Annotated in this window: 27 protein-coding genes; 1 reads left to right on the top strand and 26 read right to left on the bottom strand. The window is 59.7% G+C overall.

The genetic code is table 11. The features are described 5' to 3' along the window. Positions 1 to 56: 56 nt before the first annotated feature. The 8 genes from ACQKP1_RS03280 to ACQKP1_RS03245 form a co-directional block, all read right to left on the bottom strand. Complete coding sequence (locus tag ACQKP1_RS03280; protein WP_427274169.1) at positions 57 to 1,388, bottom strand: DUF2778 domain-containing protein; 1,332 nt, start codon at positions 1,386 to 1,388, stop codon at positions 57 to 59. Positions 1,389 to 1,573: 185 nt separating this feature from the next. After that, positions 1,574 to 2,278 (bottom strand): SDR family oxidoreductase, encoded by a 705-nt coding sequence (locus ACQKP1_RS03275; RefSeq protein WP_427274168.1) that lies wholly within the window; start codon positions 2,276 to 2,278, stop codon positions 1,574 to 1,576. A gap of 123 nt (positions 2,279 to 2,401) precedes the next feature. After that, positions 2,402 to 2,812, bottom strand: a complete 411-nt coding sequence (locus tag ACQKP1_RS03270; protein WP_425958171.1) for a hypothetical protein — start codon at positions 2,810 to 2,812, stop codon at positions 2,402 to 2,404. 151 nt (positions 2,813 to 2,963) lie between these two features. Beyond that, positions 2,964 to 4,052 carry an ABC transporter ATP-binding protein gene (locus ACQKP1_RS03265; RefSeq protein ID WP_427274167.1) on the bottom strand — a complete coding sequence of 363 codons (1,089 nt, stop codon included), beginning with the start codon at positions 4,050 to 4,052 and terminating at the stop codon, positions 2,964 to 2,966. Positions 4,053 to 4,066: 14 nt separating this feature from the next. Then, positions 4,067 to 5,722: an alpha-glucosidase gene (locus ACQKP1_RS03260; RefSeq protein WP_427274166.1), complete on the bottom strand. Its 1,656-nt coding sequence runs from the start codon at positions 5,720 to 5,722 to the stop codon at positions 4,067 to 4,069. Between the two features lie 37 nt (positions 5,723 to 5,759). Beyond that, a complete protein-coding gene (locus ACQKP1_RS03255) occupies positions 5,760 to 6,923 on the bottom strand; it encodes a carbohydrate ABC transporter permease (protein ID WP_006726396.1) in 1,164 nt (387 codons plus the stop codon). 14 nt (positions 6,924 to 6,937) lie between these two features. Next, positions 6,938 to 8,179, bottom strand: a complete 1,242-nt coding sequence (locus ACQKP1_RS03250; RefSeq protein WP_203019721.1) for a carbohydrate ABC transporter permease — start codon at positions 8,177 to 8,179, stop codon at positions 6,938 to 6,940. 93 nt (positions 8,180 to 8,272) lie between these two features. Next, on the bottom strand, positions 8,273 to 9,625 hold the full coding sequence (locus tag ACQKP1_RS03245) for an ABC transporter substrate-binding protein (protein ID WP_006726394.1): 1,353 nt from the start codon (positions 9,623 to 9,625) through the stop codon (positions 8,273 to 8,275). A 280-nt stretch (positions 9,626 to 9,905) separates the two neighbouring features. Here ACQKP1_RS03245 and ACQKP1_RS03240 point away from each other — a divergent pair, with 280 nt between their 5' ends. After that, positions 9,906 to 10,931 (top strand): LacI family DNA-binding transcriptional regulator, encoded by a 1,026-nt coding sequence (locus tag ACQKP1_RS03240; RefSeq protein ID WP_427274165.1) that lies wholly within the window; start codon positions 9,906 to 9,908, stop codon positions 10,929 to 10,931. Positions 10,932 to 10,955: 24 nt separating this feature from the next. Here ACQKP1_RS03240 and folD read toward each other — a convergent pair whose 3' ends face one another. The 18 genes from folD to ACQKP1_RS03150 form a co-directional block, all read right to left on the bottom strand. Continuing rightward, positions 10,956 to 11,855 (bottom strand): bifunctional methylenetetrahydrofolate dehydrogenase/methenyltetrahydrofolate cyclohydrolase FolD, encoded by a 900-nt coding sequence (gene folD, locus ACQKP1_RS03235; protein ID WP_427274164.1) that lies wholly within the window; start codon positions 11,853 to 11,855, stop codon positions 10,956 to 10,958. Between the two features lie 124 nt (positions 11,856 to 11,979). Then, on the bottom strand, positions 11,980 to 12,708 hold the full coding sequence (locus ACQKP1_RS03230; RefSeq protein ID WP_427276386.1) for a WecB/TagA/CpsF family glycosyltransferase: 729 nt from the start codon (positions 12,706 to 12,708) through the stop codon (positions 11,980 to 11,982). Positions 12,709 to 12,923: 215 nt separating this feature from the next. Then, positions 12,924 to 13,463 carry a flagellar basal body-associated FliL family protein gene (locus ACQKP1_RS03225; RefSeq protein WP_203019718.1) on the bottom strand — a complete coding sequence of 180 codons (540 nt, stop codon included), beginning with the start codon at positions 13,461 to 13,463 and terminating at the stop codon, positions 12,924 to 12,926. Next, positions 13,463 to 13,828: a hypothetical protein gene (locus ACQKP1_RS03220; protein WP_427274163.1), complete on the bottom strand. Its 366-nt coding sequence runs from the start codon at positions 13,826 to 13,828 to the stop codon at positions 13,463 to 13,465. The genes ACQKP1_RS03225 and ACQKP1_RS03220 overlap by 1 nt, the downstream gene beginning before the upstream one ends. Before the next feature lie 29 nt (positions 13,829 to 13,857). Next, on the bottom strand, positions 13,858 to 14,418 hold the full coding sequence (locus tag ACQKP1_RS03215; protein WP_427274162.1) for a rod-binding protein: 561 nt from the start codon (positions 14,416 to 14,418) through the stop codon (positions 13,858 to 13,860). A 33-nt stretch (positions 14,419 to 14,451) separates the two neighbouring features. Beyond that, a complete protein-coding gene (locus ACQKP1_RS03210; protein WP_052018175.1) occupies positions 14,452 to 14,805 on the bottom strand; it encodes a hypothetical protein in 354 nt (117 codons plus the stop codon). A 67-nt stretch (positions 14,806 to 14,872) separates the two neighbouring features. After that, positions 14,873 to 15,622: a flagellar biosynthetic protein FliR gene (locus ACQKP1_RS03205; RefSeq protein WP_427274161.1), complete on the bottom strand. Its 750-nt coding sequence runs from the start codon at positions 15,620 to 15,622 to the stop codon at positions 14,873 to 14,875. Further along, positions 15,619 to 17,706, bottom strand: a complete 2,088-nt coding sequence (gene flhA / locus ACQKP1_RS03200) for a flagellar biosynthesis protein FlhA (RefSeq protein WP_203019715.1) — start codon at positions 17,704 to 17,706, stop codon at positions 15,619 to 15,621. The genes ACQKP1_RS03205 and flhA overlap by 4 nt, the downstream gene beginning before the upstream one ends. Positions 17,707 to 17,814: 108 nt before the next feature. After that, positions 17,815 to 18,081 (bottom strand): flagellar biosynthetic protein FliQ, encoded by a 267-nt coding sequence (locus tag ACQKP1_RS03195; protein WP_203019714.1) that lies wholly within the window; start codon positions 18,079 to 18,081, stop codon positions 17,815 to 17,817. 58 nt (positions 18,082 to 18,139) lie between these two features. Beyond that, positions 18,140 to 18,589 carry a flagellar hook assembly protein FlgD gene (gene flgD, locus ACQKP1_RS03190; RefSeq protein ID WP_203019713.1) on the bottom strand — a complete coding sequence of 150 codons (450 nt, stop codon included), beginning with the start codon at positions 18,587 to 18,589 and terminating at the stop codon, positions 18,140 to 18,142. Continuing rightward, positions 18,580 to 19,029 (bottom strand): flagellar biosynthesis repressor FlbT, encoded by a 450-nt coding sequence (flbT, locus tag ACQKP1_RS03185; RefSeq protein WP_006726382.1) that lies wholly within the window; start codon positions 19,027 to 19,029, stop codon positions 18,580 to 18,582. The genes flgD and flbT overlap by 10 nt, the downstream gene beginning before the upstream one ends. Next, on the bottom strand, positions 19,026 to 19,373 hold the full coding sequence (flaF, locus tag ACQKP1_RS03180; RefSeq protein ID WP_006726381.1) for a flagellar biosynthesis regulator FlaF: 348 nt from the start codon (positions 19,371 to 19,373) through the stop codon (positions 19,026 to 19,028). The genes flbT and flaF overlap by 4 nt, the downstream gene beginning before the upstream one ends. Positions 19,374 to 19,409: 36 nt before the next feature. Next, on the bottom strand, positions 19,410 to 20,474 hold the full coding sequence (locus tag ACQKP1_RS03175; RefSeq protein WP_203019712.1) for a flagellar hook-associated family protein: 1,065 nt from the start codon (positions 20,472 to 20,474) through the stop codon (positions 19,410 to 19,412). Positions 20,475 to 20,479: 5 nt separating this feature from the next. Next, positions 20,480 to 21,934: a flagellar hook-associated protein FlgK gene (gene flgK / locus ACQKP1_RS03170; RefSeq protein WP_427274160.1), complete on the bottom strand. Its 1,455-nt coding sequence runs from the start codon at positions 21,932 to 21,934 to the stop codon at positions 20,480 to 20,482. 21 nt (positions 21,935 to 21,955) lie between these two features. After that, positions 21,956 to 23,188: a flagellar hook protein FlgE gene (locus ACQKP1_RS03165; RefSeq protein ID WP_203019710.1), complete on the bottom strand. Its 1,233-nt coding sequence runs from the start codon at positions 23,186 to 23,188 to the stop codon at positions 21,956 to 21,958. A gap of 137 nt (positions 23,189 to 23,325) precedes the next feature. Then, a complete protein-coding gene (gene rem, locus ACQKP1_RS03160) occupies positions 23,326 to 23,997 on the bottom strand; it encodes a transcriptional activator Rem (protein ID WP_203019709.1) in 672 nt (223 codons plus the stop codon). Positions 23,998 to 24,277: 280 nt separating this feature from the next. Next, positions 24,278 to 24,835 carry a transglycosylase SLT domain-containing protein gene (locus ACQKP1_RS03155; protein ID WP_203019707.1) on the bottom strand — a complete coding sequence of 186 codons (558 nt, stop codon included), beginning with the start codon at positions 24,833 to 24,835 and terminating at the stop codon, positions 24,278 to 24,280. Beyond that, complete coding sequence (locus ACQKP1_RS03150; protein ID WP_427274159.1) at positions 24,783 to 26,189, bottom strand: flagellar hook-length control protein FliK; 1,407 nt, start codon at positions 26,187 to 26,189, stop codon at positions 24,783 to 24,785. Before ACQKP1_RS03150 ends, ACQKP1_RS03155 begins: the two co-directional genes overlap by 53 nt. Position 26,190 lies beyond the last annotated feature (1 nt).

Below are 26,190 nucleotides of genomic sequence, written 5' to 3'. Positions count from 1 at the left end.
GCTCCGGCCAACCAAAGTAAGAAGGCCTCCGCGAGATCATTGCGGAGGCCTTTTCGTCAGAGCATTGCCATGTATTTTGGCAGTTCCCGCATGCTCGGCACGACGATCAGCGTGTGCACGTGCCCGCGCTTATATGCATTGAGGAACTTGTTATAGTCTTCAAAGACCACACAGCCTGAGCTGTCGCCGCGGCGGCGCAGCAGGTAGGTATGGGTCAGGAAGCCATCGCGATTATACATCTTGGCATCGCCCACAGGGTTCATGCGAATGGCCTCGACGCCGTGGAAGCGGGCTTCACGCATGCGCAGCTTGTAGACGTTGGGCGGGGTCGGCCCCATGTTTTTCACATGCACATATTTTGGGTTGTCGCGCATGTGGCCACGACCGGAATGGGCGCGCAGCTTTTCGCCATTGGGCATGTGCACGACAGAATCCTCGATCACATAGACGGCGATGCGGCTACCTGGCCCGGGCATGCTGTTCTTGCGGTTGAAGATGCCTCCTGCCCCGTCATCCGTGGTGACAGGATTGTCCGGCTTGGCATAGGCCAGCATTCCGAACAGCGTCTTCCTCTTCGGCTTTTCCGGCGTGGCGGCGGCAACAGGCGCTTCCGGAGCCGGTACGCGCTCAACGCGCGGTTTGGCCTGTGGCTTGGCACCCGGTACCGGGCCATCATCCGGCAGCGCGCCGTGATCTTCTGTCTGCGGTGCCGAAAGCAGCTCCTCGAAGGGCTCCACGCGCGGATCGGCCGCGGCCATTGTTTCGGTTGCCCTTGGCGTTGCCGCGTAACCGAGCGCGACTGGCGCCGCCTCGGCGGTATTCGTCGGGATCGAGGCGGTGACGACGGGATCAACATCGTCCCTGTCGCTGCGGCGTTCATGGGCCGCTGTTGCAAGGGCTGCCTGCTGCCGTCCTGCCTCCGCCTGCACAAGCGCATCACGCAGCACAGCGAGGGCCTGGGAATCGGTCACGCTCTCGACGCGGGCCAGCAGAAGACGATCGGACTTGTCGACCTCTGCAAGCCGCATGGCAGCAGGCAGCATCAGCAGGCCCAGATGGTCAGTGGCAGCGATCGCTTCGGCGAAGCGGTTGCGCATTTCTTCAAGGGCCGCGAAATCCGTCGATTGTGCCAGTGCTGCGCGGGGCGCCAGCGGCTTCGACAAAACGAGTTCCGGCTTCGGCAGGCTGTGGCCTGCCATGCTCGGTGCCTGGATCGTCGAGGATGACAGCCCCTTGAAAACGGCAAGGCTCGCGGTGCCCCAAAAGAGGCAGGCCAGTGAGATGCCCAAGATCGTCGGCAGGCTGGAGCCGCGCATGTTTCTGCGCGACTTTGTCTTTTGAACGGCGGCGCGATTGCCACCGATGACCTGAGGGGCCAAGGACGCCATGATACCTGAACTCGCTTACCAAAACTCGGAGAACCGGTCGCCTAGCAGCGGAAACCGGCTTTACTGGGACAGAAAACCCGAAGAGCGTCCTGTCGACTGCTCTAAAGAATGAAGAGGTTTGGTAACCAAGAGGTTTACGCCCGGCGCTTCATCGTCGCATTTCCGGGCGCGACGTCGAGATAGTTTCAAACGTGACGGGTTAAACCACCGTCAACCTTGAGATTCTGGCCTGTGATGTAGGCTGCGCCGTCGGAGGCCAGGAAGGCAATCGTGGCGGCAATTTCCTCGCTCGTGCCGTAGCGTTTCATCGGCACACCGTCACGCCGCTCCTCTGTCGCCGGCAGGCTATCGATCCAGCCGGGAAGGACATTGTTCATCCGGATATTTTCACCGGCGTAGGTATCGGCAAAGAGCTTGGTGAATGACGCAAGGCCTGCGCGGAAGACGGCCGAGGTCGGGAACATCGGGGATGGCTCGAAGGCCCAGGCGGTGGAAATGTTGATGATCACGCCGGCCTTCTGGCGCTGCATGATTGGCGTGACGAGACGCGTCGGGCGGATGACGTTGAGCAAATAGACATCCATGCCCTTCGCCCACTGCTCGTCGGTGATCTCAAGGATCTGGGCACGGGGCCCATGGCCTGCGCTGTTCACGAGGACATCAATGCGGCCATAGCGTTCCATGGTGCCGTCGACGAGGCGTGCGAGGTCTTCCGGAGACTGGTTCGACCCTGTGACCCCGAAGCCTTCGAGTTCGGCGGCAAGTGCCTCCCCCTTGCCGGAAGACGAGAGGATGGCGACCTTGAAGCCGTCGGCAGCGAGGCGCCTTGCGGCCGCCGCCCCCATACCGCTTCCCCCTGCCGTGACAATAGCGACCTTCTGACTGGACATGTCTGTATCTCCCTTTGATGGAAGCGAAGATCAAAGGTCAGCCCGGCGATGTCCAGTCAGAAATGCTGAAGGCCGGTGCAGCGTCTGCTGCACCGGCCTTCAGAGAATTCGTTGGCGCGCTGCTTACCAGCTGCGGACGTCGAGCACGCGGTCCTTGTGCGCCGGATGGGTGGAGAAGACGAAGATGCGATCCAGTTCCTTCTGCGTCAAAAGACGCAGGAAACGGATTTCGGCCGTGTTGTTGGCAAAGCTCTTCATCAGCACCGCACCGACCTTGTTGATGCGGGCGTCCGGAATATCGAGGTAGAATTGTTTGGGCAGGTTCACCTGCGTGATCAGTCCGATCACGGCCCCGCTCAGCGAGATACGCAAGACGTCGCAGCGCCGCGCGGCCATGTGGCTCATGCCGTTTTCGGTGTATTCGAGCCGTCCCGCATTCATTGTGTCCTCCATGCGATACCGGTTCTCCCGGTCGTACATGAAGGATTCCTCTTTCTTCAGGAAATGAGATCCGCCATTTGCCGCTCTCATCATTTCTGCCCTCGTCTTTTGTCAGTTGTTATGGGCAAAAAGCTAGCAGTGACAACTTAACAGTCGGTGTTGGCGCGAGGGCCATTCCTGACTACGGAAAAGCCCTGTTATCGGTAAGGATAACAGGGCTTTAAGCAGTTCGATCGAGTTAATCTCAGCGGCGGTATGTCTGACCGTCGGCGTCGAAGAGGTGTAGCTTGGTCTGGTCTGCGGAAAAGCGCAGGGTCTGCCCCTTATTGACGTCGACAATGCCGGGCAGCTTGACCACGATCGCCTCGTCTTCGACCGGTCCCTTGACGTAGAGAAGCGTGACTTCTCCGAGGGCCTCGACGATGTCGACATTGCCTTCGAACAGAAATTCTGGACCGGTTGCGATTGCCAGATCTTCCGGGCGGACGCCGAAGCTCGCAGACTTACCCTGTTCCGATGCGGTGGTCGCGACATCGACGGTGACTTCCGAGCCATCCTTCAGCTTGATCCGGGTCGTCTCGCCCGTGCCGATCACGGTCACTGGCATGATGTTCATGGCCGGCGAGCCGATGAAGCGGGCGACGAAAAGGTTGGCCGGACGCTCATAGAGTTCGAGCGGCGGGCCGACCTGTTCGATCTTGCCGGCCGAGAGCACCACGATACGGTCTGCAAGCGTCATCGCCTCGACCTGGTCGTGGGTCACGTAGATCATAGTGGTATCGGCCATCTGCTCGTTGAGCTTGGCGATCTCGATGCGGGTCGCGACACGCAGGGCCGCATCGAGGTTCGACAGTGGCTCATCGAACAGGAAGACCTTGGGGTCGCGGCAGATCGCGCGCCCGATGGCGACACGCTGACGCTGACCGCCGGACAGCGCCTTTGGCAGGCGGTCGAGATAGGACTCGAGCTGGAGAATGCCGGCAGCGGAGCGAACGCGCCGGTCGATCTCTTCCTTGCTTTCGCCGGCGATACGCATGCCGAAGGCCATGTTGTCGTAGACGGTCATATGCGGGTAGAGCGCATAGGACTGGAACACCATGGCGATGCCGCGCTTGGACGGCGGCACATCGTTGACGAGCTGGCCGTCGATATAGAGTTCACCGCCGGTGATGTCCTCAAGGCCCGCGATCATGCGCAGAAGCGTGGACTTGCCGCAGCCCGACGGGCCGACGAAGACCACGAACTCGCCTTCCTTGATCTCCAGATCGATGCCGTGCAGGACCTTGACCTGCCCGTATGCCTTGCGGATGTCCTTGAGAACGAGACCCGTCATGCTTTCCTCCCCTGTCAGGCGTGGCGCGCGAAATAGGCGCCCCAAGCCGGCAACTCTACCTTGTTATCGTTGACTGCACTGTTGAAGCCATGGCCTTCGAGCCCGATCCATTCGCCGGATGGCAGCGCGATTGCGGTCTCTTCGGCATTCATGTTGAAGACGCAGAGCAGCTTCTCGTTACCGAAGGCGCGGGTGTAGATCAGCTGATTGTCGCCGGCGTCGTGGAAAACGATGTCGCCCTTGGCAAAGGCCGGATGCTGGCGGCGGAAGGCGAGGAAACGGCGATAGTGCTCAAGCACCGACTCTTCCTTGCCGGCCTGCGTGTTGACGGCGCGCAGGACATGTTCGACCGGGATCGGCAGCCAAGTCTTCTGCGCCGTCGAGAAGCCGGCCTGAACGGCGTGATCGTCCCAGACCATCGGCGTGCGGCAGCCATCACGGCCCTTGAACTCCGGCCAGAACTGGATGCCGTAGGGATCCTGGAGATCCTCGAAGGCAATGTCGGCTTCGGTAAGGCCGAGTTCTTCGCCCTGGTAGATGCACACGGAGCCGCGCTGGGTGAGCAGCAGCGCAGAGGTCATCTTCGCATAGGCGTCGCGATCGAGAATATTCGCCCCCCAGCGGCTGACGTGGCGGACAACGTCGTGGTTGGAAAAGGCCCAGCAGGCCCAGCCTTCGGGCGCTGCATTTGCAAACGCGTTCTGCGTGTTGCGCACCACTTCCGGGGTGAGCGGCTCCGGCGCCAGGAATTCGAAGGCGTAGCACATCTGCATCTTGTCGTTGCCGGAGGTGTATTCGCCGACGATTTCGAGGCCGCGCTGGCTGTCACCGACTTCGCCAACCGCTGCGATCGCCGGATACTCATCCAGCAGCGCGCGGAAGCGCTTCAGGAAGGCAATGTTCTCCGGGCGGTTCTTGTCGTAGATGTGTTCCTGGAAGTTGTAGGGATTTACCGCAGGCGCCGTCGAGGCATTGCGGCGCTCCGGTGCGAGGGCCGGGTTATCCCGCAGTTCCTTGTCGTGGAAGTAGAAATTGATCGTGTCGAGGCGGAAGCCATCGACGCCGCGGTCCAGCCAGAAGCGCGTGGCCGCCAGGAGTGCATCCTGCACTTCCGGATTGTGCAGGTTCATGTCCGGCTGCGAGGTCAGGAAGTTATGCATGTAATACTGCATGCGGGTCGGATCCCACTGCCATGCCGAACCACCGAAAATCGACAGCCAGTTGTTCGGCGGCGTGCCGTCCGGCTTCGAGTCTGCCCAGACATACCAGTCGGCCTTGGGATTGACGCGGCTCGAGCGGCTCTCGACGAACCAGGGATGCTGGTCGGACGAGTGCGACATCACGAGGTCGATCATGACCTTGATGTTGAGGCGGTGGGCTTCGGCGATCAGGCCATCGAAATCGGTCAGCGAGCCGAACATCGGGTCGACGTCGACATAGTTCGATACGTCGTAGCCGAAGTCCTTCATCGGCGAGGTGAAGAAGGGCGAGATCCAGATTGCATCGGCGCCGAGATCGGCAATATGGGCCAGACGGGCGGTGATGCCCTTCAGGTCACCGATACCGTCACCGTTGGAGTCCTGATAGGAGCGCGGGTAGATCTGATAGATCACCGCGCCGCGCCACCAGTCCTTGTCGGGCGTCATGACGGGATTTGCATCTGCACTCATTCACATATTCCTGTTGGCTTGGTCTTAAGACCCGGTGTCAGCCACCCTTGACCGATCCGGCAAGGAGGCCACGCACGAGGTAGCGTTGCATGAAGAAGAAGACGAGGAGCGGCACCGCGATCGACACGAAGGCGGCCGTCGCCAGGATTTCCCAGTTGCCGCCGCGCGTGCCCAGAAGCTCGACGATCTGGTTCGTCATCACGGTCGTCTCGCCGGTCGCATCGATCAGGAAGACCTTGGCGACAAGCAGGTCGTTCCAGGTCCAGAGGAACTGGAAGATGGCGAAGGAGGCGAGCGCCGGGAACGACAACGGAAGGATGATGCGGGTGAAGATCTGGAAATCCGTTGCACCGTCCACTTTGGCGCATTCGATGATGTCGCGCGGGAGCCCGACCATGTAATTTCGCAAAAGGTAGATCGCGAGGGGCAGGCCGAAGCCCGTATGGGCAAGCCAGACACCGAGATAACCCTTGCCGATGCCGATCGACAGGTGCAGGCGCAGGAGCGGGATGAGTGCCAACTGCAGTGGCACGACCAGGAGTGCGACCACGGCCGCAATCAGCAGTGCGCGGCCCGGGAATTCCATCCACGCGAGCGCATAGGCCGCGAAGGCTGCAATCACGATCGGGATCACCGTGGCGGGAATGGTCACGGTCAGCGTGTTGAAGAAGGCCTTCGCCATAGAATCTGTGGTGGAGCCGGAGAAGAGCACCGTCTCGTAGTTGTCGAGCGTGAATTCCGGCGGCAGCTCCGCCGTCACGAAGATGCGATCGCCACGGGTGCCGGTCAGCTCGACATCGCTTTCCAGACGATAGTCACCATTCTCCTGGACGGTCACACGAGCACTGTCACCCATGGGTGCGGTCGCACCGGGTTCGTATTCGCTGATGGCGCGCGACGTGGTGCCCCAGGTCGAGATCTCCGCCTCGGCCGAAGCGCCGCCTTCGCTGAGCAGATTGCCCTCAATGACCCAGAGATTGCCTTCCTGGCGCTGGGTCGAAGGCGCTGCGGTTCTCAAGACGAGGTTCTGCTCCTGCGAAAATAGCGAACTCCACCAGCCGCTAGTGGCGATCTGGTCCGCTGTGCGGAATGAGGAGATGAAGAGGCCTGCGGTCGGCAGAAGCCAAAGGACGACCAGTGCCGCTACCGAGAGATGAACGGCCCAGACGAGACCGGATTTTTTGCCTGCAATCTTTGCCATGGTCCCGCCTCCCCTCAGCGCATTTCTTTTCGAGCGTTGTAGACGTTCCAGATCAGGATCGGCAGAACCAGCAGCATGATCACCATGGCGCTTGCCGAGCCGACGCCCCAGTCATTGGCGCGGAAGAGCTTGTCGAACATGTAGTTGGCAAGCACCTGCGTTTCCCACTGGCCGTTGGTCATGGCAAAGACGATGTCAAAGACCTTGAGGACGACAAGCGTGATCGTGGTCCAGACGACGACGACGGTTCCCATAATCTGCGGGATCTTGATCTTGAAGAAGATCTCGAAGTCGTTGGCCCCGTCGATGACGGCGGCCTCGATCGTTTCTTCCGGGATCCCGCGCAGCGCCGCCGACAGGATGACCATGGCGAAACCGGTCTGAATCCAGATCAGCACCACCATCAGGAAGAAGTTGTTCCAGAAGGGGATCGTCAACCAGGTCTGCGGCTGGCCATAGGGATATTCGACGGTCAGGACGGAATAGGTGGAAATCAGCCCGCGATAGCAAAGCCAGAGGCCGGCCAGGGTGAGTGCAACGCGCACGACCACGCCGAATTTGGAACTGCCGCCGTGATAGCCGATGCCGCCGGAGAGCGGGCGCAACAGCTGGTAGATGCCGTAGACGACGAAAGCGATGAAGGCGAGAAGCAGGAGTGCCGGAAGAACGCGAAGCACCAGAACCGTGCCCCATCCCCCATCGAAGGACAGCCACAAGGCGTTCAGAAGGCCGATCTGCTCTTCCCCTGCCGGGCGCGTGTCATAGACCAGCTTGAAGATGACGGATGCACCGACAAAGGAAATCGCCATGGGCATGAAAATCAGCGATTTCGCGATATTGCCCCAGGAAATCCGGTCGGTCAGCTGTGCGGCCAGAAGGCCAAAGGCCGTGGATGCGGCCGGGACGACGGTCAGCCACAAAAGATTGTTGCTGATCGCTTCCCAGAATTTCGTTTCGCCGAGCATGCGCTCATAATTGGCCAGACCAACGAAGGCGCCGCCCGCGTTGCGGCTGGTTACCGACAACCAGAGCGAGGCGATGACCGGATAGACCAGATAGAGGCCGAGTGCCACGATCGCCGGAAACAGGAAGAGCCAGGGACGTATCATGTTGGCGCGGTTGATATTGCGCCCTGCATGCTCTCCCTTGGCGGGGAACAGCACCCTGTCGACAAACACGTTCGACAGATAGAAATAACCGATACACCCACCGACACCGATGATGATCGTGATCAGAGCCTGCAACGCCGGATTCATCTTGGTCTCCCCTCCGCATGCCTTCTGATTTTTTTGCGAGCGCCCGGGCGGTGAAGCCCGGACGTTCGTTAGGCAATACTGTTCTACGGCAGCTTACTTGATGCCGTCCCAGGCTGTCTGGATCGACTTTGCAACATCTTCGGCGGACTTGCCACCGACAAAGTCGACCATGCCGGTCCAGAAGCTGCCAGCGCCGATGGCGCCCGGCATCAGGTCAGAACCGTCGAAGCGGAAGGTGGTGGCCTGCAGCAAGATGTCGTTCATCTTGCGAACGGTCGGATCGGTGAAGACTTCCGGGTTCACGCCCTTGTGCGGGGTGAGGAAGCCCTTCTGGGCCATCCAGACTTCATGGGCGATCGGCGACTTCAGGAACTCGATGAAGGCGCGAGCAGCCTTACTGTCCTTGGTAATGGCGAAGGTGGTACCTGCGCCGAGAACCGGGCTGCCGAGGTCCTTCTCGGCATAGGCCGGGAAGTAGAAGAAGTCTGCATCTTCACCAACGCTCGTGCCCTCGGGGAAGAAGGACGGAATGAACGAAGCCTGGCGGTGCAGGTAGCACTGCGGCGGCGAGGCAAAGAGACCCTTCGGGCTGTCGCGGAAGTCGGTCGAAGCGACTGCGCCTGCACCGCCAACGACGAACTTGTCGTTCTTGGCAAACCAGCCGAATTCGTTGATGGCGTTGACGACTATCGGGTCGTCGAACTTCATCTCGTTGGAAACCCACTTGTCGTAGTCTTCCGGGGACGCGGTGCGCAGCATCATGTCCTCGACCCAGTCGGTTGCCGGCCAACCGGTGGCAGCACCCGAGCCGAGACCGATGCACCAGGGCGTGCCTCCGTCAGCCACGATCTTCTCGGTCAGAGCCTTCAGCTCTTCCATGGTCTCAGGGACTTCGTAACCGGCATCCTCGAAGTTCTCAGGCGAATACCAGACGAGCGACTTCAGGTCGGTCTTGAAGGGGAAGCCGTAGAAAGCCGTGTTGCCGTCCTGGCCAGCATAAGTGCCGAGGTCGACCCAGGACTGGCCAGCGGCGTAGTTGTCCTTGAGCCAGGAGGCATTTTCAGCGCCGAGGTCGGTCAGGAAGCCACGCTTTGCCATGTCGGACGCGAGGCCCGGCTGCGGGAAGATGGCGATATTGGGAGCGGAGCCGGCTTCCAGATCGACGACGATCTGCTGCTCGAAGCTGTCAGAGCCGGTATAGCGTACATCCGCGCCGGTCGCGGCTGCGAAATAGGCCAGAACGCTTTCGACGAGGACCTGGTCAGGACCGAGCCAGGGGCCGAAAATGGTGATCTGCTCGCCATTGAGCTGGGTCTTCTTCAGCTCTTCGAAACTTGCCCAGTTGAACTTGGCATCTTCACCGGGAGCGAACTTCAATTCCTGTGCGCCGACCGAGCCGGCTACGAGCGCGGCAGTCGCCACGGTCATCAAAAACAGTTTCTTCATGTGATTTACCTCCCATCACATCGGACGGCCAAACGTCCTTGGTCAGCGCGTTTTCCTCAAAGCGCTTTGGCCCCTATTTCATCACATTGGGGTCCACACTGAGTCAAGCGCTTTTCTGGTACTGCCACATTTAGGCGCAACTCCCCGTTCGTGAAGAAGCAACTGCATTGATTTGCATCATTTTCCTCTTGTCGCAGCCCGCTGGTCTGCGCCATAGTCGAAGCGCTTTGGCCGCCTGTGGAGGTAACTGGCGGCCTTGCACGGGAGAGGAATGCCAGCAGTGAATCTCAAAGAATTGTCGCAGATGCTCGGTCTGTCGCAGACGACGATCAGCCGCGCGCTCAACGGTTATCCCGAAGTGAACGAAGAAACGCGCAGGCGCGTGCTTCAGGCCGCCAAGGAGACCGGCTACCGGCCCAATCGCGCAGCGCAAAGGCTCGCCACCGGAAAAGCCGGGTCCATCGGGCTGATCATGCCAATCTCGCCCGACCACAGTTCGGACATGCACTTCGCCGAGTTTCAGAGCGGACTGGCCGAGGCTGCGATCCTCCAAGACTTCCACTTCGTCATCATGCCTTCCAAAGCCGAAGACGAAGAACAAGCGATCCGATGGCTCGCCGCCAGCGGTAGCGTGGACGGTTACTATCTCGCCTATGTTCGCGAGAAGGACCCGAGGATCGTGATGGCGAAGACACTATCGCTTCCTTTCATCGTCCACGGCCGCTCCTCGGGGCTTGAGCTGGACTATCCGTTTCTGGATGTCGACAATGAAGGGGCGTTCTACGATGCGACCCGCTTCCTGCTGCAACTCGGCCACAAGCGGATCGCCTTGCTGAACGGCCATGCCGATCTGGACTTTGCCCATCGACGACGGCTGGGGACGGAGAAGGCGCTGGCCGACCGGGGATTGCTGCTCGACCCTCGCCATACAAGGCACAGCTTCATGGGCGACGAACAGGGCTATCGCGGGATGAAGGAGATCCTGTCCGGCCCGGACCGGCCGACTGCCGTGTTATGCGCCAGTACCGTGCTGGCACTCGGGGCCGTCAGGGCGATGAACGAGCTTGGCCTCAAGCTTGGCGTGGACGTTTCCCTGATCGCGCATGACGACGAGCTGCCATTGCTGAAGCCGGAGAACTTTTCGACGCCGCTCACGACGACGCGCTCGTCGCTTCGCGCTGCCGGCAAGCGGATCGGAGAACGGCTGATCGCAATGATCAATCAAACCACACCCGCACCACCGGAGCAGGAATTGTGGAAGGTGGAACTGGTGGTCCGGGCCTCGACCGGGCCGGCACCCGCCTGACCCTGCGATCAATGGCCTGAGGCGTCAGAAGCGCGGCGCAGTCATGCCGGCCCGGCGATGGGCGGCGATCACGGTGTTGGCCATCAGCATGGCAATCGTCATGGGGCCGACGCCGCCTGGAACCGGCGAGATCGCCTTGGCTACCGGCTTGCATTCGGCAAAGGCGACATCGCCGACCAGCTTGAACTTGCCCTCGCCCTTCTCAGGCGCTGCGACACGGTTGATGCCGACATCGATGACGGTTGCACCGGGCTTCAACCAGTCGGCCTTGACCATCTCGGCGCGGCCGACAGCTGCGACCAGGATGTCCGCCTGACGGGCGAGCTCCGGCAGGTCGCGGCTGCGCGAATGGCCGATGGTGACGGTGGCATTGGCATTGAGCAGCAGTTGCGCCATCGGCTTGCCGAAGAGGTTCGAACGGCCGATGACCAGTGCATTGAGGCCGGAGAGGTCGTCACCATGGATCTGGCGCACGAGGATCATGGCGCCGGCGGGCGTGCAGGAAAGCAGGCCCGTCTTCAGGTCGCCGGTCGCCAGCTTGCCGGCATTGACGATGTGCAGGCCATCGACATCCTTTTCCGGCAGGATCGACTGGATCACCGGCTCACTGTCGAGATGCTTGGGAAGCGGGAGCTGGACGAGGATCCCATCGATTTCGGGATCGGCATTGAGCGAAGCGACCAGCGCCATCAGCTCTTCCTGAGAAGTATTCTCGGGCAAGGTGTGCTGGATCGAATTAAAGCCGCACTGCTTGGCCATCCGGCTCTTGGCACCGACGTAAGCGTGGCTTGCCGGGTCGTCGCCGACGATGACCACGGCCAGGCCCGGCTTGCGATGGCCGGAGGTCTTGAGTGTCGTCGCTGCTGAGGTTACCGCTTCGATCACCGAAGCGGCGGCTGCCTTTCCATCGATTACCGTGGTCACTGTGCACAATCCCCGTCTAGAACTCGCAGCAAGCTAGCGCCAACATGCAGGTGCCATTTGCCTGTCGCCGTCCTATGCTGTCAAATTGCGGCATATTGCAAGGCAGGATTTCACAGCCTCGGCGTTAGCCGGACGTCGTTGCGGGGTGACTGAGCCTGTGGCGCAAGACATGGGCTAGGAAAACAGGGATGCCGAGAACGTAGCGCCTCCAGAGGCGCGACGGCTCCTGCAACAGACGAAACAGCCATTCGGATCTGAGCTGACGGATCCAGTTCGGGGCGCGCGGGATCCGTCCCGAGACGAAGTCGAGCAGAGCGCCGACGCTGATTACCACCCGCGCATGGTCGGCGGTCAGATGCCGGTCGACCCATTTTTCCTGGAGCGGGGTGCCCATGGCGACGAGCAGCAGATCGATGCGAGCCTGCTCAATGCGTTTGAGAATGAATGTCGGATCGGCCCGGTCGAAGTAGCCATCAGAGATTTCTACGAATTCATGCCAAGGCGTGTGACGCCGGAAGTTCTTGGCTGCATCCCGCAGCACCTCGGATGTTGCTCCGAGCAGCCCTATCCTGAGCGGCTTTGTGATGAAGGTCAGGGCTGCCGGCACGAAATCCGTCCCGTTCAGATTGGCCGAGAAGCGGCCGCCATGCAGGAACTTCGCGGCAATGTCGACGCCGATGCCGTCCGGCAGGACCAGACAGCGGCCAAGAACCTCCCGGTAGTCGGGATCGCGCATCATCACATTGGCATTGTTGGCATTGAGAAACGCAATATGGGTCAGGCCACGGTTCTCGGTCAGCTTTTCCTCAAGTAGAGCAAGCGCCGGCTTCCAGCCGAGATCGTGGACGGGCATGTCGAGGATCGGGCGTACCGGGGCCACCGGCAGTGGAGCCCTAGCAAGGGCGTCGTCAGGCTGTCTCACTGCAGAAGATGACGAAGCTGGCATAGCGCGGGTCCCGAGGATTGATGCCTGGAACCTATCAGTCGTCGCTAAAATTCAGGTTAAACAAGACGTTAGAATCCTCCTGAAATGATAGACGCGGCGTTTACCATGAAACGCTGCGGCAATCAGTGGCCCGACGATGCCGGCTTTTCCTCGACCTTCTCCCCTTCGACGACCTGAGTCCTCTCCATCGGTTTGGAACCACCATCGGCTGCCTTGCGAGCGGCGTCCTTCGAGACGTAGTCGAGCTGCTCGATCAGGACCTGATCGATCATGCCTTCCCCGAGCCTTGCATTCATCTCGGTCTTGATCTGGTCACGGAACGAATTGACGTCAAATGCAGAGACATTGCCGATGTCGACCATCTTGTTTCCTACCAGCAGCGTAAACAACTGGTCGGTCATCAGCTCGGTCGTCGGCAGGGTTTGCCCCTTGACCTTGTCCTTGTCCATCATGAAGGAGATGCGGGTCAGGAAGTATCCTGTAACATCTCCACCGCCGATGACCGGAATGGTGATCGGCTCGCCGCGAACGAGTTCAAGCGCAGCCTTCTTCGTCTCTTCCTCGCTCGGGCCGGCAGGGGCTGTCGCCAGGTAGATCGAGCCGTAGACGGCCCCCAGCGTGACGATGCAGACCCAAAGGCCGATTCCGAGTATCTTGCCCATCAGAACTCGCTGAACTGGAACTGTTCCTGAGAATAGGTGCCGTCACCGTCGGCGTCGCGAACCGCGTTTTTCAGGATATCGGCAACGGCACGAACGGCCGCGAGATGCGCCTCGACACGGCGGGCATTCAAGGCCAGCTTTTCCTTCAGAACATGGAGCTGCTCGACAAAATTGACGGCGAATTCGCGCGGATCGGTGTCGCGGAACAGCATGGTCAGTTCGTAAAGGCAGCGGCTCTTATGGGCATTGGAAACCTTGAAGTCGAATTCCGGGTCCTTGCCGATCCGCTCGTTCTCATTGTCGATGATGCGCTCAAGCCGGCTCAGCACCGTCTTCACCCGATATTCGCTCGAAACAACTTCCATGAATTCTGCCCTGTCTTTCAAAAAATAGATCAGTTCTTGTTATCGGTGTCAGCGCCGGCACCAAGGGTGCGACGCTCGAGATCGGTCACCCAGCTCATGGCGAGCCCGCGATCCGTCTCATCCGTGGCGGCATTGACGTTATCCTGTCCGCGCATGCGCTGGAGCGCCTGGTCATACATCTGCTGGGCGATGCCGACACCACCGGCTTCGGAGATCACAGTGCCGAGCTGCTCGGCCATCATGCTCTTCCACATCTCACCGGAATTGCCCTTGCCGTACACTTCCTCACTTTCGTCCGGCAGCATGCTCTGGACGAAGTTGGTGAGATAGACGGCTTCGAAATCGCGATAAATCTTCGGAGGCTTGCCGACTTCCTCGGTCTTTTCCGCCGTGGCTTCGACCCGTGCGGCATTGGCCGTACGGCTCAAGATGTCGACAGTTGCGCCAAAACCTGCACCCTTCTCGGCGAGACTGGTCGCCATGAAGTTCGCCCGGTTGGCTTTCAGTTGTTCCTGAGCAGCGGCAACTTGTGCCGGATCAGCAGCGCGGACAACGTCCAGCACCAGATCGCTTGGAGGAGAAATGGCCACGGTGACATCCTCGATTTCGGTTCGAGGCGACTATCACTCCTGAAGCTTGCTGGAGGCTGGTGTGGCAAATTTCAGGTCGATCAGATCGTAGATGGCATCATCGTCGCGTTCGCGCTCTTCGTGGTCGCGCGCATCCTTCATGTTTTCTTCCAGCCGGTCGCCCTTGGCGCGCTCGCGCATCAGCTTCATTTCCTGAACCTGCTGCAGACCGTGCAACTGCTTGTCCGTGTTGGACAGGCGATCGAAGCGGTCCGCATAGTTCTGGGCAAAGAGCCGATGCAACGGATCGAGCGATCCGATGGCATCCATGACCGTGTCCATCGACCGGGCGTTTTCCTCGATGCGTTGTGCGGTGATGCCCAGATCGCTTTCGGCCATCCGCTCCATGTGACGCTGTACGGCGACGAGACGCTTGAGTTTGTCGGATTTCTTTTGCGGTCCCAAGGCAGCCTCGTCAGAAATTGAAGATCATCGGAAAGTACTGACCGAACTGCATGACCATGGCAGCAATAGTGAAATAAACCAGCAACAGACCGCCAAGCAGCAGGTAGGGCGTGGAGATATAGAAAACCGGCACTTGGGGTGCGAGCTTGTTCACCAGACCGACGGCGACGTTGAACATCAGACCGAAAATGAGGAATGGGCTCGCCAGACGCAGCATCAGCAGGAAGGTCTGCGTCAGGGTGTCGGTGAGCGTAATCAGCATTTTCTGGCTGTCCGGCATGCCGCCGATGGGCATCACCGAATAGGAATCGAACAGCGCGCGAAAGACGACATGGTGGAAATCCAGCATGAAGAGAACGAGAAGGCCGCCGAAGGAGATCAGATTGGTCATCTGGTTATCAGGGGCGTCTTCGAGAACATCCGACGAGCCCGGCGTGTTGAGGCCGATCGCCATCGAAATCGCCGAACCGGTGAACTGCAGTCCGAGCACGTAGAAGCGCGGGACCAATCCGTACATCATGCCGATCAGGAGTTCAGCAACGATCACGCCGATAAGTGAGGCCCCTCCCCCGGATACCCGAGGATAAACCGTGTCGAAGAGCAAGGGCGTCATGGCCAGTGAGATGGCGAAGGCAAGGAAGAACCGCACCGTCATCGAGATGCGGGCTGATGAAAAGCCCGGCAGGGTCATGATGCAGGCGCCGATGCGACAGAAAATCGCGATCAGTACAAGCACACTCCCCTGCGGGTCAGAAATCATGAAATTGAGCCCAGAATCTTGATCTCGATGCCCTTGGCGAGTTCCACATGCGAAAGGACCGGCAAGGTGGCAAAGAGTCGTTCGATGATCATGCGCACATAGGACCGTGTTTCGGGCGACGTGACAAGGACGAAGGGCAGGCCCCGGTCCATGAATTCACGGATAACCTGGCTCGCCTGTTCGGAGAATTCCTCCAGGCTGCGCGGATCAATGTCGAATTCAACGATCTCGCCCTTGGCATCACGCTTGAGCGCCTGGTGGAAGACCAGATCCCACTTGGAGCCGAGGCGCAAGACGCGCAGGACGCCGTTGTCGGTGAGGTCGCCGCAGAGCTGCTGCGCCATGCGGACACGAACATGCTCGACGATCTGCTCGGTCTTGCGGACATGCGGCGCGAGTTCAGCGACCGCTTCAAGAATGAGATGCAGGTTGCGGATCGAGACACGCTCGGCAAGCAGCAACTTCAAGACTGCCTGAAGGCCCGAATAGGACATGTGCGACGAGCAGATTTCGTCGGCGAGCTTCTTGTATTCGGGGTCGAGGCGATCGATCAGCACCTTGACGTCCTTGTAGGACAGAAGCTGCGGCAGGTTGTTGCGGATCACTTCCGAGACATGGGTGAGGACAACAGAGACGTTGTCGATCGGATGGAAGCCTTCGCGCTTCAATTCTTCGGTGAAGGTTTCCAAAACTGACACGGCCGGCATGCCGAAGGCGGGTTCGCGGATCTCGTCGCCGGGAACATTCGGTTTGCGCCCGGAACCGGTGACGACAAGAACTTCGCCGACGCGGAGGTTGTTCGACGCGACCGTCGTGCCGTGGATGCGGATCTGATAGGCCTTTTCCGGGATGGCGATATCGTCGGTGACCTTGATTTCCGGCACCACGAAACCGTACTGGCTGGCGAATTTCTTGCGCATTTTTCCGACGCGGAAGGCAAGCTCCTGATGGGCACCGAGGAGACGGGTCGAGACAAGCTTGCCCAGCGCGAGCTCGATTTCCGAGGTCTTCAGGACAGACTTGACCGAGTCCTTCTCGGCCTCCTTGTTCTGGATGACCTTTTTCTCTTCCTGTTCGCGCTTGAGCTCGGTTTCTGCGGCGAGCTGGCGCGGGATGAACCAGGCGCCGAAGGCCATGACACCGCCAAGGACGGTAAACGGGATCAACGGAAGGCCGGGAACGAGTGCCAGTGCCCCCATCATTGCGGCGGCCACAGACAAGGCGCGCGGATAGCCGCTCAGCTGATTGACGACCGCTTGGTCGGTGGAGCCCGGCGTGCCGCCGCGCGATACCAGAAGGCCGGCGGCAAGCGAGACGATCAGGGCGGGAACCTGCGAAACAATGCCGTCACCGACGGAGAGCTTGACGAAGACGTCGGCCGCCTGGCCGAGCTCCATGCCGTGGCGGAAGTAGCCGATAATGATGCCGCCCGCGACGTTGATGGCGGTGATGATCAGGCCGGCGATGGCGTCGCCGCGGACAAATTTGGACGCACCGTCCATGGCACCGAAGAACGAGCTTTCCTGCTCCAGTTCCCGGCGTCTGTGCTGCGCCTCCTTTTCATCGATGATACCGGCCGAAAGGTCGGCGTCGATCGACATCTGCTTGCCGGGGATGGCATCGAGGGTAAAGCGGGCGCCGACTTCCGCGATACGCGTGGCACCCTTGGTGATGACGATGAAGTTGACGGTGATCAGGATCAGGAAGACGATCAGACCGATGACGAAGTCGCCGCCCATCACGAGGTTGGAGAAGCCGGCGATCACCCCGCCCGCGGCCCCGTGGCCTTCGTGACCATGGGTCAGGATGACGCGCGTCGTCGCGATGTTGAGCGAGAGGCGGATCATGGTGGCGATCAGCAGGATCGTCGGGAAGGACGAGAAATCAAGAGGGCGCTGAATCCAGAGCGCGACCATCAGGATGAGGACGGAAAGCGCGATGGAGAATGCCAGGCCGACGTCGATCAGGAAGGGTGGGATCGGCAGGAAGAGGATGCACAGGATCATCACGATCCCGAACGCGAAACCGATGTCACGCCCGCTGGGGCTGGCCTTCGGGATTACGAGTGCAGGTGGTTGCGCCATGTCCATTCCATCTCTTCATGAGAAGCCATCCGGAAGACCATGCTTCCGGCAGTCTGCCTAGGAGAGATAGACGGCGAAGCTTGCGCGAGGGTGTCAGGTCGAACCCGGCTAGAAGCCTGACTGTATCCGAGAGAAAACGAGGTTGCTGAACAGGTTGATCTGGGCGCCGACAAAGGGCGCGGAGATGCCGATGGTGATCATGATGGCGAGGATCTTCGGCACGAAGGTCAGTGTCATTTCCTGAACCTGGGTCAGCGCCTGGATCAGGGCAATCGTCACACCCACGATCATGCCGGCGGCCACAGCCGGGCCGGAAGCAACGATGATTGTCCAGATCGCGGCCTGGAGAATGTCGAGAGCGTCTGCCTCATTCATGAGACGGTATCCTTTCGGGGCGGCGAATCATGCCATCCGCGCCGAAAGGACTAACACATCAGGAGTCGCTCGTCTCTGTCGTAGGCTTGGTTCCGACGCGAACGCCGACCACGATCGGAACTTCCTTACCTTCCGTCGTCGTTGCGACCATCGTGTCCGTATAGACGCGGACGGAGGCCACGATGCCGCTGGTCTTCTCATCGGCACTGGTGATCGTCTTGCCGATATAGGAGGACGCGTTGGTCAGGGCGTTGCCGGTGATCAAGGTCTCAAGGTTCGAATTCATCTGGATCGACTGCTCGACCTGGGAGAAGGTCGCCAGCTGCGCGATCTGCGCGCTAGCATCCATCGGATCGGTCGGATCCTGGTTCTTCATCTGGGCGATCAAGAGCTTCAGAAAGCTATCGTAGTCGACAGATGCCTTCGCGGCAGCCTTGCCTGCCGTGCTGCCGGTGGCCGACGACGTCGTCGTGGCGGCAGTAGTGGCGGCTACACCGTCTACCGCCATGGTGCGATCTCCTTGCGGATCTGCTCAATCGTTGCCGGCGCCATTTCCTGGTTGTTCAGGATGCGGTCCTCGATCGGATAGAGCTGGCGGATCGCCTTCAGGGCGTCGAAAGCGCGACCGGAGGAGACCATGCCATCGATGCGCTTCAGCTCAGCGAGGATCTCTTCGTTCTCGAAGCAGGACAGCAGCATGATGACCGACTTGCGGAACATCGCCAGCGACTGATCCTTGCCTTCCGGATTGATCAGCATCATCTGGGCGATGAAATAGAGCTGCCGCAGCGGCGTGGTCGCCTGTTCCGGCTGCAGAACGTGGTTCTCAAGCAGGAAGGTGACATCGTTCAGGAACTCGAGGGCAACCTTGCGGTCGACGCGCAGAACCGCTCCATTGATGAAAATACGTTCGCCCGACTTGAGCGAGATGCGCAAAGTGCTCTTCATTTAAGTCCATCCCTGATGATGGTTGTCACGTCGATGATGCCCTGGAAGTTCTCGGACTCTCGCTTGCGGATCCGGTCACACTCTTTCAAAATCCAGATGGCGATGGAAATCAGATTGGCGCGTACTTCGTCGCCGAGCTGGTTCTCGGGGTTTTGCAGATCTTCGATCAGCCGGATCCAGACCCGGCGGGTATAAAACAGAGCTTCGATCGCCTCGCGGGAGTAGCCCTTCTTTTCACGGGCCGCGCTCAGAAGCTGGATGCAACGGTCAAGGGCCTGCCGTTCGCGCTCCTTGGCGTCTGCGACGCCATCTTCCATAATCTCGGCATATGAGAACTGGTACATTCAGTTGCCCTTCAGGTTCATTTCACCCTTTGCTCATCAAAGGTAGTTTACAAGGCTCAGCGACTGAATCCTCGCCGTCAGCGTGTAGGATGCTTCCACCATGGCAAGCAGAGAGTTAACGCGAGTCGACGCTTCGTACGCATCTACTTCAATTTTGCTCGACAGGCTGGTTTCGATTATATCCACCTGAACCTTGAGCGAGGCATCCGCCTTCTCAATTCGGTTCTCGGAAAGACCAAGTTCAGAACGCGTCGAGTTGATGCCGGTAATGGCACGGCCCGTGTAATCGATCGCCTTATTGATGGCGACGGTCACAGCAGCGGCCGGCGCACCGATCGTCATGAGTTCCTTGGTAACGATGGCCGCGAGCGCGAAGTAGCGGAAGCCGTCTTCATTGGCCGAGGCCGATGTCTGGACGGTTTCAGACTGCGTGATGCGGCTGGTCATCGCCTGGTCGGTCGCGTTCGACCAATCAGTGTTCCAGTCGGCTCCGGTGTACATCGGCTCAAGCGTGGAGGTGATGAAATCCTCCATGCTCGGGAACCCGCCACTCGGGACGATCGTTGAGACGCTCGCCGTATCGGTCGGGGCAAAGCCGAAATAAGCCGTGAAGGCGTTGTCGAAAGCCGTCTTGGCCGGCGACGTGTCCGTGTAATCGGCGAGCGGCTTCACATCGGTGTTGATACCCGCGAACAGGAACTCACCATTGGCCGACTGGTTGGCCATGCTCGTCATCGTCGAGAGGGAGTTCGATACGGTCATCACGGTGGTGTTGATCGTATCGCTGTTCGATGAACCCGAGATGGTGATCAGCGCGTTGTTCATCTCTTCGGCGGCCGTCGCGATCTGCTTCAGCGCTTCCTGGGAAGCGGAGAGACGCTGTGTCGCGATCGAGTTGTTGCTGATCATCGAGTTCAGCCGCAGGCTTTCCCGGTTGAGGTCAACAACGGTCGAGGTTCTGCTGCCCAGTTCGGCGCCGATGTCGGCGTAGAAGCCGGTGCTGACTTCCTGCTGCGACTTCAAGAGCTCATTTTGCGCCTGCCGAATGGTCAGTCGCATGGATGTCTGGGTGGAAAGATTGGAAACGCTGGCTGTCGACATTGGGATTACCTCACCATATCCATGACGGCCTTCAGCATCTCATCCACGGTCGAGACGAGTTTGGCTGCGGCTTTGTAGGACTGTTCGACATCGAGCAGCATTGAGAGTTCTTCGTCGAGACTGACCGCCGTCTTGGAGGAGTAAGTCTGGAACGTGCGCTCGTAGAGCGCCTGCTTGTTTTCGTTCGCCGTCGTCGCATTCGAGCGCAGTTCTTCGAGCCAGCCGATCGAGTTGCTGGCGAAGGACAGCACACTTGCACTGGTCTTCAGATCGGCGTCGGAGGAGAAGTCGCGATTGGCGGCGAGTTCGTCGACATAGCTGTTGATCAGAGCGGTGAAACCCGAGGATCCATCAACGTTCTGCACATAGGCAGCGCCATTGATGCCACCGTCACGGATAAGCATGGGATCGCCGCCGGAATCCGAGCGGACCGCCGGATTGACTTGAATGAGGGCAGCCAGTCCAGGCTCTACCGTTCCTGTCAGGGGAACGGTGCCGGTCGGCCAAGTAAACAGGCCAGGCAGCTCGCCGCCGCCGCCGGTGTCGAATTCCTGGAAGGCTTCGATCAGGCCACGAGCGATTTCATCAAGCTGGGTCTGGAAGGTTGGCGCAATGACGTCGCGGATCTGCACGAGGGAAGCCAACGAACCCTGACCGTCGGTATTGCCGCCGACGCCAGCACGAACTGCAGTGCCGTCGATGTAGATCGCATTACCGGAGACTGTCGGGTCATAGGTAAAGGTGCGCGCGAAGCTGACCTCGCGCGGTTCCGTCTCGAACAGCGTCGTGCCATCGTAGGTGTAAAGAACCATGTCGCTGTTATCGCGCATGTTCACGGTGACGCCGACGATCTTCGAGATCTCCTTGAGGAGCGTGTCGCGCCGGTCGAGATAGTCGTCGGCATTGCCGCCGGTCGCCGTCTGACGCACGACCGTGTCGTTGACGATCTTGAACTCGGCGAGCAGCTTGTTCAGCGACTCGACCTGCTGAAACATCTGCGCATCGGTATCTTCACGCAGTTTCTGCGTCGTCTTCGTCGTGTTGTTCAGCGAATTGACGACGTCTATCGCATCCGTCACGACCGTAGAGGCGAGCGCGTATTCCCCTGGAGCCGCAGCGAAAGCCTGCAGGCTGCTCTGCAGGTTCGCGAGATAGTTGGAGGGTGACAATTCCTTGTCATTGCCGCCAAGCGCGTTGGAGAGCGTGGTCAGACCGTCCAGAAGGGTCGACTGCGCACTCTGCTGCGCTGTCGATGATGACATCTGGCGCAGCAGAGCCATCTGCTGCGACCGCTCGTTCTGCACCGTCGAGAAACCGTAAACGGTCTGTGTGACCACCGCGTCACGGCGAACGTAGTTTTCGTTGCCGGTGTTGGCGATGTTCGTCGAGATTACGGACGTCTGCTGGGACGTATTCCGGAAAATCGAATTGGCCGTATTCAGTGACGATGCAAGCGACATAGGACTAACCTACTCTTTCGATTATCTCTTCAGGTTGACCAGGACTTCCATCAATTCGGAGCCGGTCTGGAATACCTTGGAGTTTGCAGTGTAGTTACGCTGGGACTCGATCATTGCCGTGAGCTCTTCAGCGACGTCCACGTTGGAGTCTTCGAGCGCACCGGAGAGGATCGTGCCAAAGCCGCTAGAGCCGGCATATCCCAGGATGACGACACCGGAATTGTTCGACTGGGTGTACATGTTGCCGGCCACCGGATTGAGATTGTCCGGGCTCTGAACACTGGCCAGAGCGACACGGAAGGTCGGCACCAGATCACCGTTGTCATAGGCAATCGAAACGATGCCCTTGTCATCGATTTCGTAACCCTTGACCTTCGAGGCAGCGTTGCCATCCACTTTGCCTAGCTGGACGGAAAAATCAGAGGCAAGCTGGGTCGTAGCACCGATGTTGATCACGATGCCGTTGGTGGCTAGGGGGTCGCCGACCTCTGCGCCTTCTACAGTGTAGGGATCAAGCTCCAATTCGGCCGGATCGGGAGATGTAAGCTTGCCGTCGGCGTCAAAAATCAATTGCACCGGAGCAAGGACCTGAGTGCCGCCATCCCTTTCAACCGCAGAGACCAGCCACTCATTGTCGGCGGTCTTTTCATAGGTAAAGTCGATCAAGCGACTTGATCCCTGACTGTCAAAGACGGTCAGAGACGTCTTCTTGATGTCAGAGGCAACTCCGATCTCGGCCGAGTTGGGCAGGTTCACGTTCAACGTGCCTGTCATTGATCTGACTGCCGAAATCCCCGAACCGGACAGGTCCACCGGCTGCAAGCCATCGAAGCCATTGACGACGATCGTCGGATCGACGTCGGAATCGTAGGGATAACCCTGCAACGTGTAGCCGGCCGTGTTCTTCAGGGTTCCGTCGTCCTGGAGCACGAAGGAGCCGGCACGGGTCATGTAGGGGGTTCCATCGTCGCCCTTCACGATGAAGAAGCCGTCGCCATTGATGGCGAGGTCCGTCGTCGACGTGGTGTAGCTGAAGGTGCCCTGGCTCGAGATCGAGTAGCGAACCTGCGTCTCGACGCCACCGGAATTGTAGGCGCCGTTCGTGGTCGGCAAAATCATGGACGAAAATTGCACAGAGGCCTTCTTGTAGCCGACAGTGCTGGAATTGGCGATGTTGTCAGCGACGGTGCTCAGCCGGTTCGACTGGGCATTCATGCCGGAGACACCCGTTCGCATGGTTCCGTAAAGGCTCATGTCAAAATCCTCGTTTGCTAGTCGATTTGGAGAGTATGAGGTGGGCCTTGCGTGAAGCTGTCTGGCTTGAGCGCCCAGCTATTTTTCCCTCGCGTCGAGGAAAAAAATGCGGCCGCTCAAGGGCGGCCGCAGGTAGATCAGCTCCAGTCGATGCAGTAGCCGAGAAAGCGTTTGGAATCGACAGGATCGAAACCAAGCTTCTTGCGCAGCTTCTTGCGAAGCTTGGAGATGTGGCTTTCAACGACGTTCTCTTCGACTTCCTCGTCGAAGATCCCGTAGATCGCGTTGAAGATCTGGGTCTTCGATACGCGCCGGCCGCGATTTGCGACCAAATATTCGAGGATGCGGCGCTCGCGGCGCGGCAGGGCGAAGACGTCACCGGCGATCTCGGGATCACGGCCGTCGGAGAAGACCTTGATCGGGCCGATCTCGGTGAAATTGGTGATTGCCCGCAGACGCCTGCGGATTGCCGCAGCACGCGCCAGGATCTCACGGGGATGCACAGGCTTGCGAACGACGTCATCGACGCCGCAATCAAAAAGTGCCAGAGTTGCCTCGAGGGATGGCTGATCGCTGACCGCGATCACCGGTGCTTGGGTCCGGTCGCGAATTGCACGCGGCAATTCGAGGGTCATCTCGCCTTGGCCGAGCACGAATGCTTCAACCGCCGCGATGTCGGAATCGGCCGCCGTATTGACCCATTCCCCGAACTCGCGGGGGTCGAACCCCGTCGAGGGAATCCCCTCGCGTCCAAATAGTGATGTGTATCCGTCTTTCACGAGCTCGCGCTCATCTACCACGACGATCATTCAGCCGCCTCCGAATCAGTGTGGTGTTTCGATGCACCATGGGTACGAATCGGGGGATTCATGAACAACTAGGAGAACTTAACCATAGTTATTAACGATTGATTAACCTTTTGGTGCCGATTTGAACTAGATCTAGTAGGTTTTTAACTAAATAGGCACTATTTTCCAGTGGAAAAGTTAACGCAAGTTTCGCACAAGGTCTTGCCGGACCTCCGACTACCGCAGTGTCGCCACAATTGGCAAATCGGCACAATCGTGGCTGTCAAACAACCCAGAATTGTTATTCACCGCAAAATTGTCGCGCATTAGGCGTCCAGTTTCCGTATCCCGTTGCGACCAGATTGGAGATCACACGGCACACGTAACGCTTCTGGGCGGGATCATTGTTGGGGCCCGCGTGATAGCGGGCGACCGCCATAGTCCAGGTTTCGTGACGATTGTGCAGGTTGCTCAGGAAGCGTGCGGCATACTCCACGTTGCGCTTCGGGTCGAACATCGCCTCGACTGAGGTAAAGTGCTCTCCGTGGAAGTGCTGATTGATCTGCATGCATCCGACGTCGATCAGCTTCGCACCACCCATTCTTGCCCGCTCGAAAGCATCGAGAGCCGCATCCAGATCGTCGAAATAATAGGCTTTGCCCTCGACGTTCATGGCATAGGGCGCAAGGCTCCCTTTGCGGCCAGTCTCTGTCAGGCCGACCGAATAGAGGATGCCTTCGGGAACGCCGTATTTGGCTGCGGCCGCGCCGATGGCGCCCTCACAGGCGCCGCGACTTGCCTCTGCCTCAGACGTAAAGCTGATCAGGGCGAGCGCCGCGATTGCCGGAAGCGGGAACATCCGTCGTATCAGCCACACGCTCATCCGCCATCCTCACGGTATTTCCTGGCGCGTCACCGCGCTGCTGTCGTTCACCACCCTGATTTCCGGGCTGGAAGGTCTGTTGACCGGTCTGCTGGTTCTGGGAACCATTCTGTCCGGCGTCCCCGCTCCGATCGGCCGATGAGGTCTGCATGGTCACCTGGACCTGGTCGACGACGAGACCCTGCGCCCGGAGTGCCTTCAAGATGTCGCTCTGATCGTTGGAGAGCTGACGGAAGGCCGCCGCGTTGTCCACGGTCAACTGTACGCTCAGTTCTTCACCGGACAGGCGCAGAGTTGCGGTGACGCTGCCGAGGTCAATCGGCGTCATCTGAAGCTTCAACGTATGCACGACCTTGCCCTGGCTGGACTGGGCGGCGGCATTGGCGAGCTCGGAGCCGGGCGCCATGGCGCCGAGCCAGTCATTGTCACCCAGCATCGCTGCGGTGATGGACGCGGCGTTGGACGTCGAGACTGGAGCGATGTAGCGGCGGCTGTCGACCACCGTGACCGTTTCAACGGCCTTCTGTTCGGCCTGCTCAGGAGAAGACGCAGCCTCCCCGCGCAGTACAAGTGGCTGGCCCTTGCCGTCTGCCCGGACGAAGCGGAAATCGCGATCGCCGTCAGATCTGTCGTCATCCGAAGCCGTGCTATCCGCCGCATCACGAGCCTTGGCATCGGCGAGGTTGCCGGGGAGAACCTTCTGCTCGTCCTTGGCCGCCTTGTCGCCCTTGGTGGGCTCCTGGCCTTTGTCCGTCGGATCGATCTTGCCGCCAGCAAGAAGCTGGAACACATCGGCGAGATCCGCCACGGGAGTTTCCGGCGCAGTCGCCTCGCCTGCAGCCTGTTCGGCCGCGGCCGGTTCGCCTTCTCCGGTTTCCTTGCGATCCCGGACGGCCGCCATCGCTTTTGCCAATTGCGCCTTCAGTTGCGGATCGAGGCCTTCGATCTCGACCTGAGGCTCCTTGTCACCTTGAGAATTTCCATTGCCCTTGCCCTGCGCCTTGGCGAGAGCCCGGATCAGATCCCCCGTGGAGATGTCATCTGGCAGCGCATCGAGCTGCGCCAGCAAAGCTTCGTCGATGGCCGGGAAGGATCGCTCCCCTGCCCGTAACCCCGTCTTCGCTATTGGCTGATCGACGTCTGCATCAGAAGCATCCGTTTCGTCGCGCGTGCGATCCTGCCTCGACGCGCCAGCCTCCTGCTCGCCGGATTTGGAGAGCACCTTCGAGAAGCTGCTGCCGTCCGCCGCCTTGTCTGCGCGGCCCGAACCGGCCGTAGCCGCCGACCCATCCGTCGCGGGCATTCTGGGGGCTGAGATTGCGTCCATCATG

This window comes from Allorhizobium sp. NPDC080224 (genome assembly GCF_050281005.1).
Taxonomy (GTDB): Bacteria; Pseudomonadota; Alphaproteobacteria; order Rhizobiales; family Rhizobiaceae; genus Allorhizobium.
This window is presented reverse-complemented; position numbering and strand designations above follow the sequence as displayed.

Bases quoted from the DNA above. Each gene is read 5' to 3' on its own strand.
- ACQKP1_RS03275 (WP_427274168.1), bottom strand. From the start codon at position 2,278: ATGTCCAGTCAGAAGGTCGCTATTGTCACGGCAGGGGGAAGCGGTATG.
- ACQKP1_RS03155 (WP_203019707.1), bottom strand. From the start codon at position 24,835: ATGTTCCCGCTTCCGGCAATCGCGGCGCTCGCCCTGATCAGCTTTACG.
- ACQKP1_RS03165 (WP_203019710.1), bottom strand. From the start codon at position 23,188: ATGAGCCTTTACGGAACCATGCGAACGGGTGTCTCCGGCATGAATGCC.
- ACQKP1_RS03225 (WP_203019718.1), bottom strand. From the start codon at position 13,463: ATGGGCAAGATACTCGGAATCGGCCTTTGGGTCTGCATCGTCACGCTG.
- ACQKP1_RS03265 (WP_427274167.1), bottom strand. From the start codon at position 4,052: ATGACGGGTCTCGTTCTCAAGGACATCCGCAAGGCATACGGGCAGGTC.
- flhA (WP_203019715.1), bottom strand. From the start codon at position 17,706: ATGGCGCAACCACCTGCACTCGTAATCCCGAAGGCCAGCCCCAGCGGG.
- ACQKP1_RS03230 (WP_427276386.1), bottom strand. From the start codon at position 12,708: ATGCCCGTCCACGATCTCGGCTGGAAGCCGGCGCTTGCTCTACTTGAG.
- ACQKP1_RS03175 (WP_203019712.1), bottom strand. From the start codon at position 20,474: ATGTCGACAGCCAGCGTTTCCAATCTTTCCACCCAGACATCCATGCGA.
- ACQKP1_RS03250 (WP_203019721.1), bottom strand. From the start codon at position 8,179: ATGAATCCGGCGTTGCAGGCTCTGATCACGATCATCATCGGTGTCGGT.
- ACQKP1_RS03270 (WP_425958171.1), bottom strand. From the start codon at position 2,812: ATGATGAGAGCGGCAAATGGCGGATCTCATTTCCTGAAGAAAGAGGAA.
- ACQKP1_RS03260 (WP_427274166.1), bottom strand. From the start codon at position 5,722: ATGAGTGCAGATGCAAATCCCGTCATGACGCCCGACAAGGACTGGTGG.
- flaF (WP_006726381.1), bottom strand. From the start codon at position 19,373: ATGTACCAGTTCTCATATGCCGAGATTATGGAAGATGGCGTCGCAGAC.
- ACQKP1_RS03245 (WP_006726394.1), bottom strand. From the start codon at position 9,625: ATGAAGAAACTGTTTTTGATGACCGTGGCGACTGCCGCGCTCGTAGCC.
- ACQKP1_RS03195 (WP_203019714.1), bottom strand. From the start codon at position 18,081: ATGAATGAGGCAGACGCTCTCGACATTCTCCAGGCCGCGATCTGGACA.
- ACQKP1_RS03210 (WP_052018175.1), bottom strand. From the start codon at position 14,805: ATGGAGCGGATGGCCGAAAGCGATCTGGGCATCACCGCACAACGCATC.
- flgK (WP_427274160.1), bottom strand. From the start codon at position 21,934: ATGTCGCTTGCATCGTCACTGAATACGGCCAATTCGATTTTCCGGAAT.
- ACQKP1_RS03220 (WP_427274163.1), bottom strand. From the start codon at position 13,828: ATGGAAGTTGTTTCGAGCGAATATCGGGTGAAGACGGTGCTGAGCCGG.
- ACQKP1_RS03150 (WP_427274159.1), bottom strand. From the start codon at position 26,189: ATGATGGACGCAATCTCAGCCCCCAGAATGCCCGCGACGGATGGGTCG.
- rem (WP_203019709.1), bottom strand. From the start codon at position 23,997: ATGATCGTCGTGGTAGATGAGCGCGAGCTCGTGAAAGACGGATACACA.
- ACQKP1_RS03205 (WP_427274161.1), bottom strand. From the start codon at position 15,622: ATGATTTCTGACCCGCAGGGGAGTGTGCTTGTACTGATCGCGATTTTC.
- ACQKP1_RS03280 (WP_427274169.1), bottom strand. From the start codon at position 1,388: ATGGCGTCCTTGGCCCCTCAGGTCATCGGTGGCAATCGCGCCGCCGTT.
- flgD (WP_203019713.1), bottom strand. From the start codon at position 18,589: ATGGCGGTAGACGGTGTAGCCGCCACTACTGCCGCCACGACGACGTCG.
- ACQKP1_RS03255 (WP_006726396.1), bottom strand. From the start codon at position 6,923: ATGGCAAAGATTGCAGGCAAAAAATCCGGTCTCGTCTGGGCCGTTCAT.
- flbT (WP_006726382.1), bottom strand. From the start codon at position 19,029: ATGAAGAGCACTTTGCGCATCTCGCTCAAGTCGGGCGAACGTATTTTC.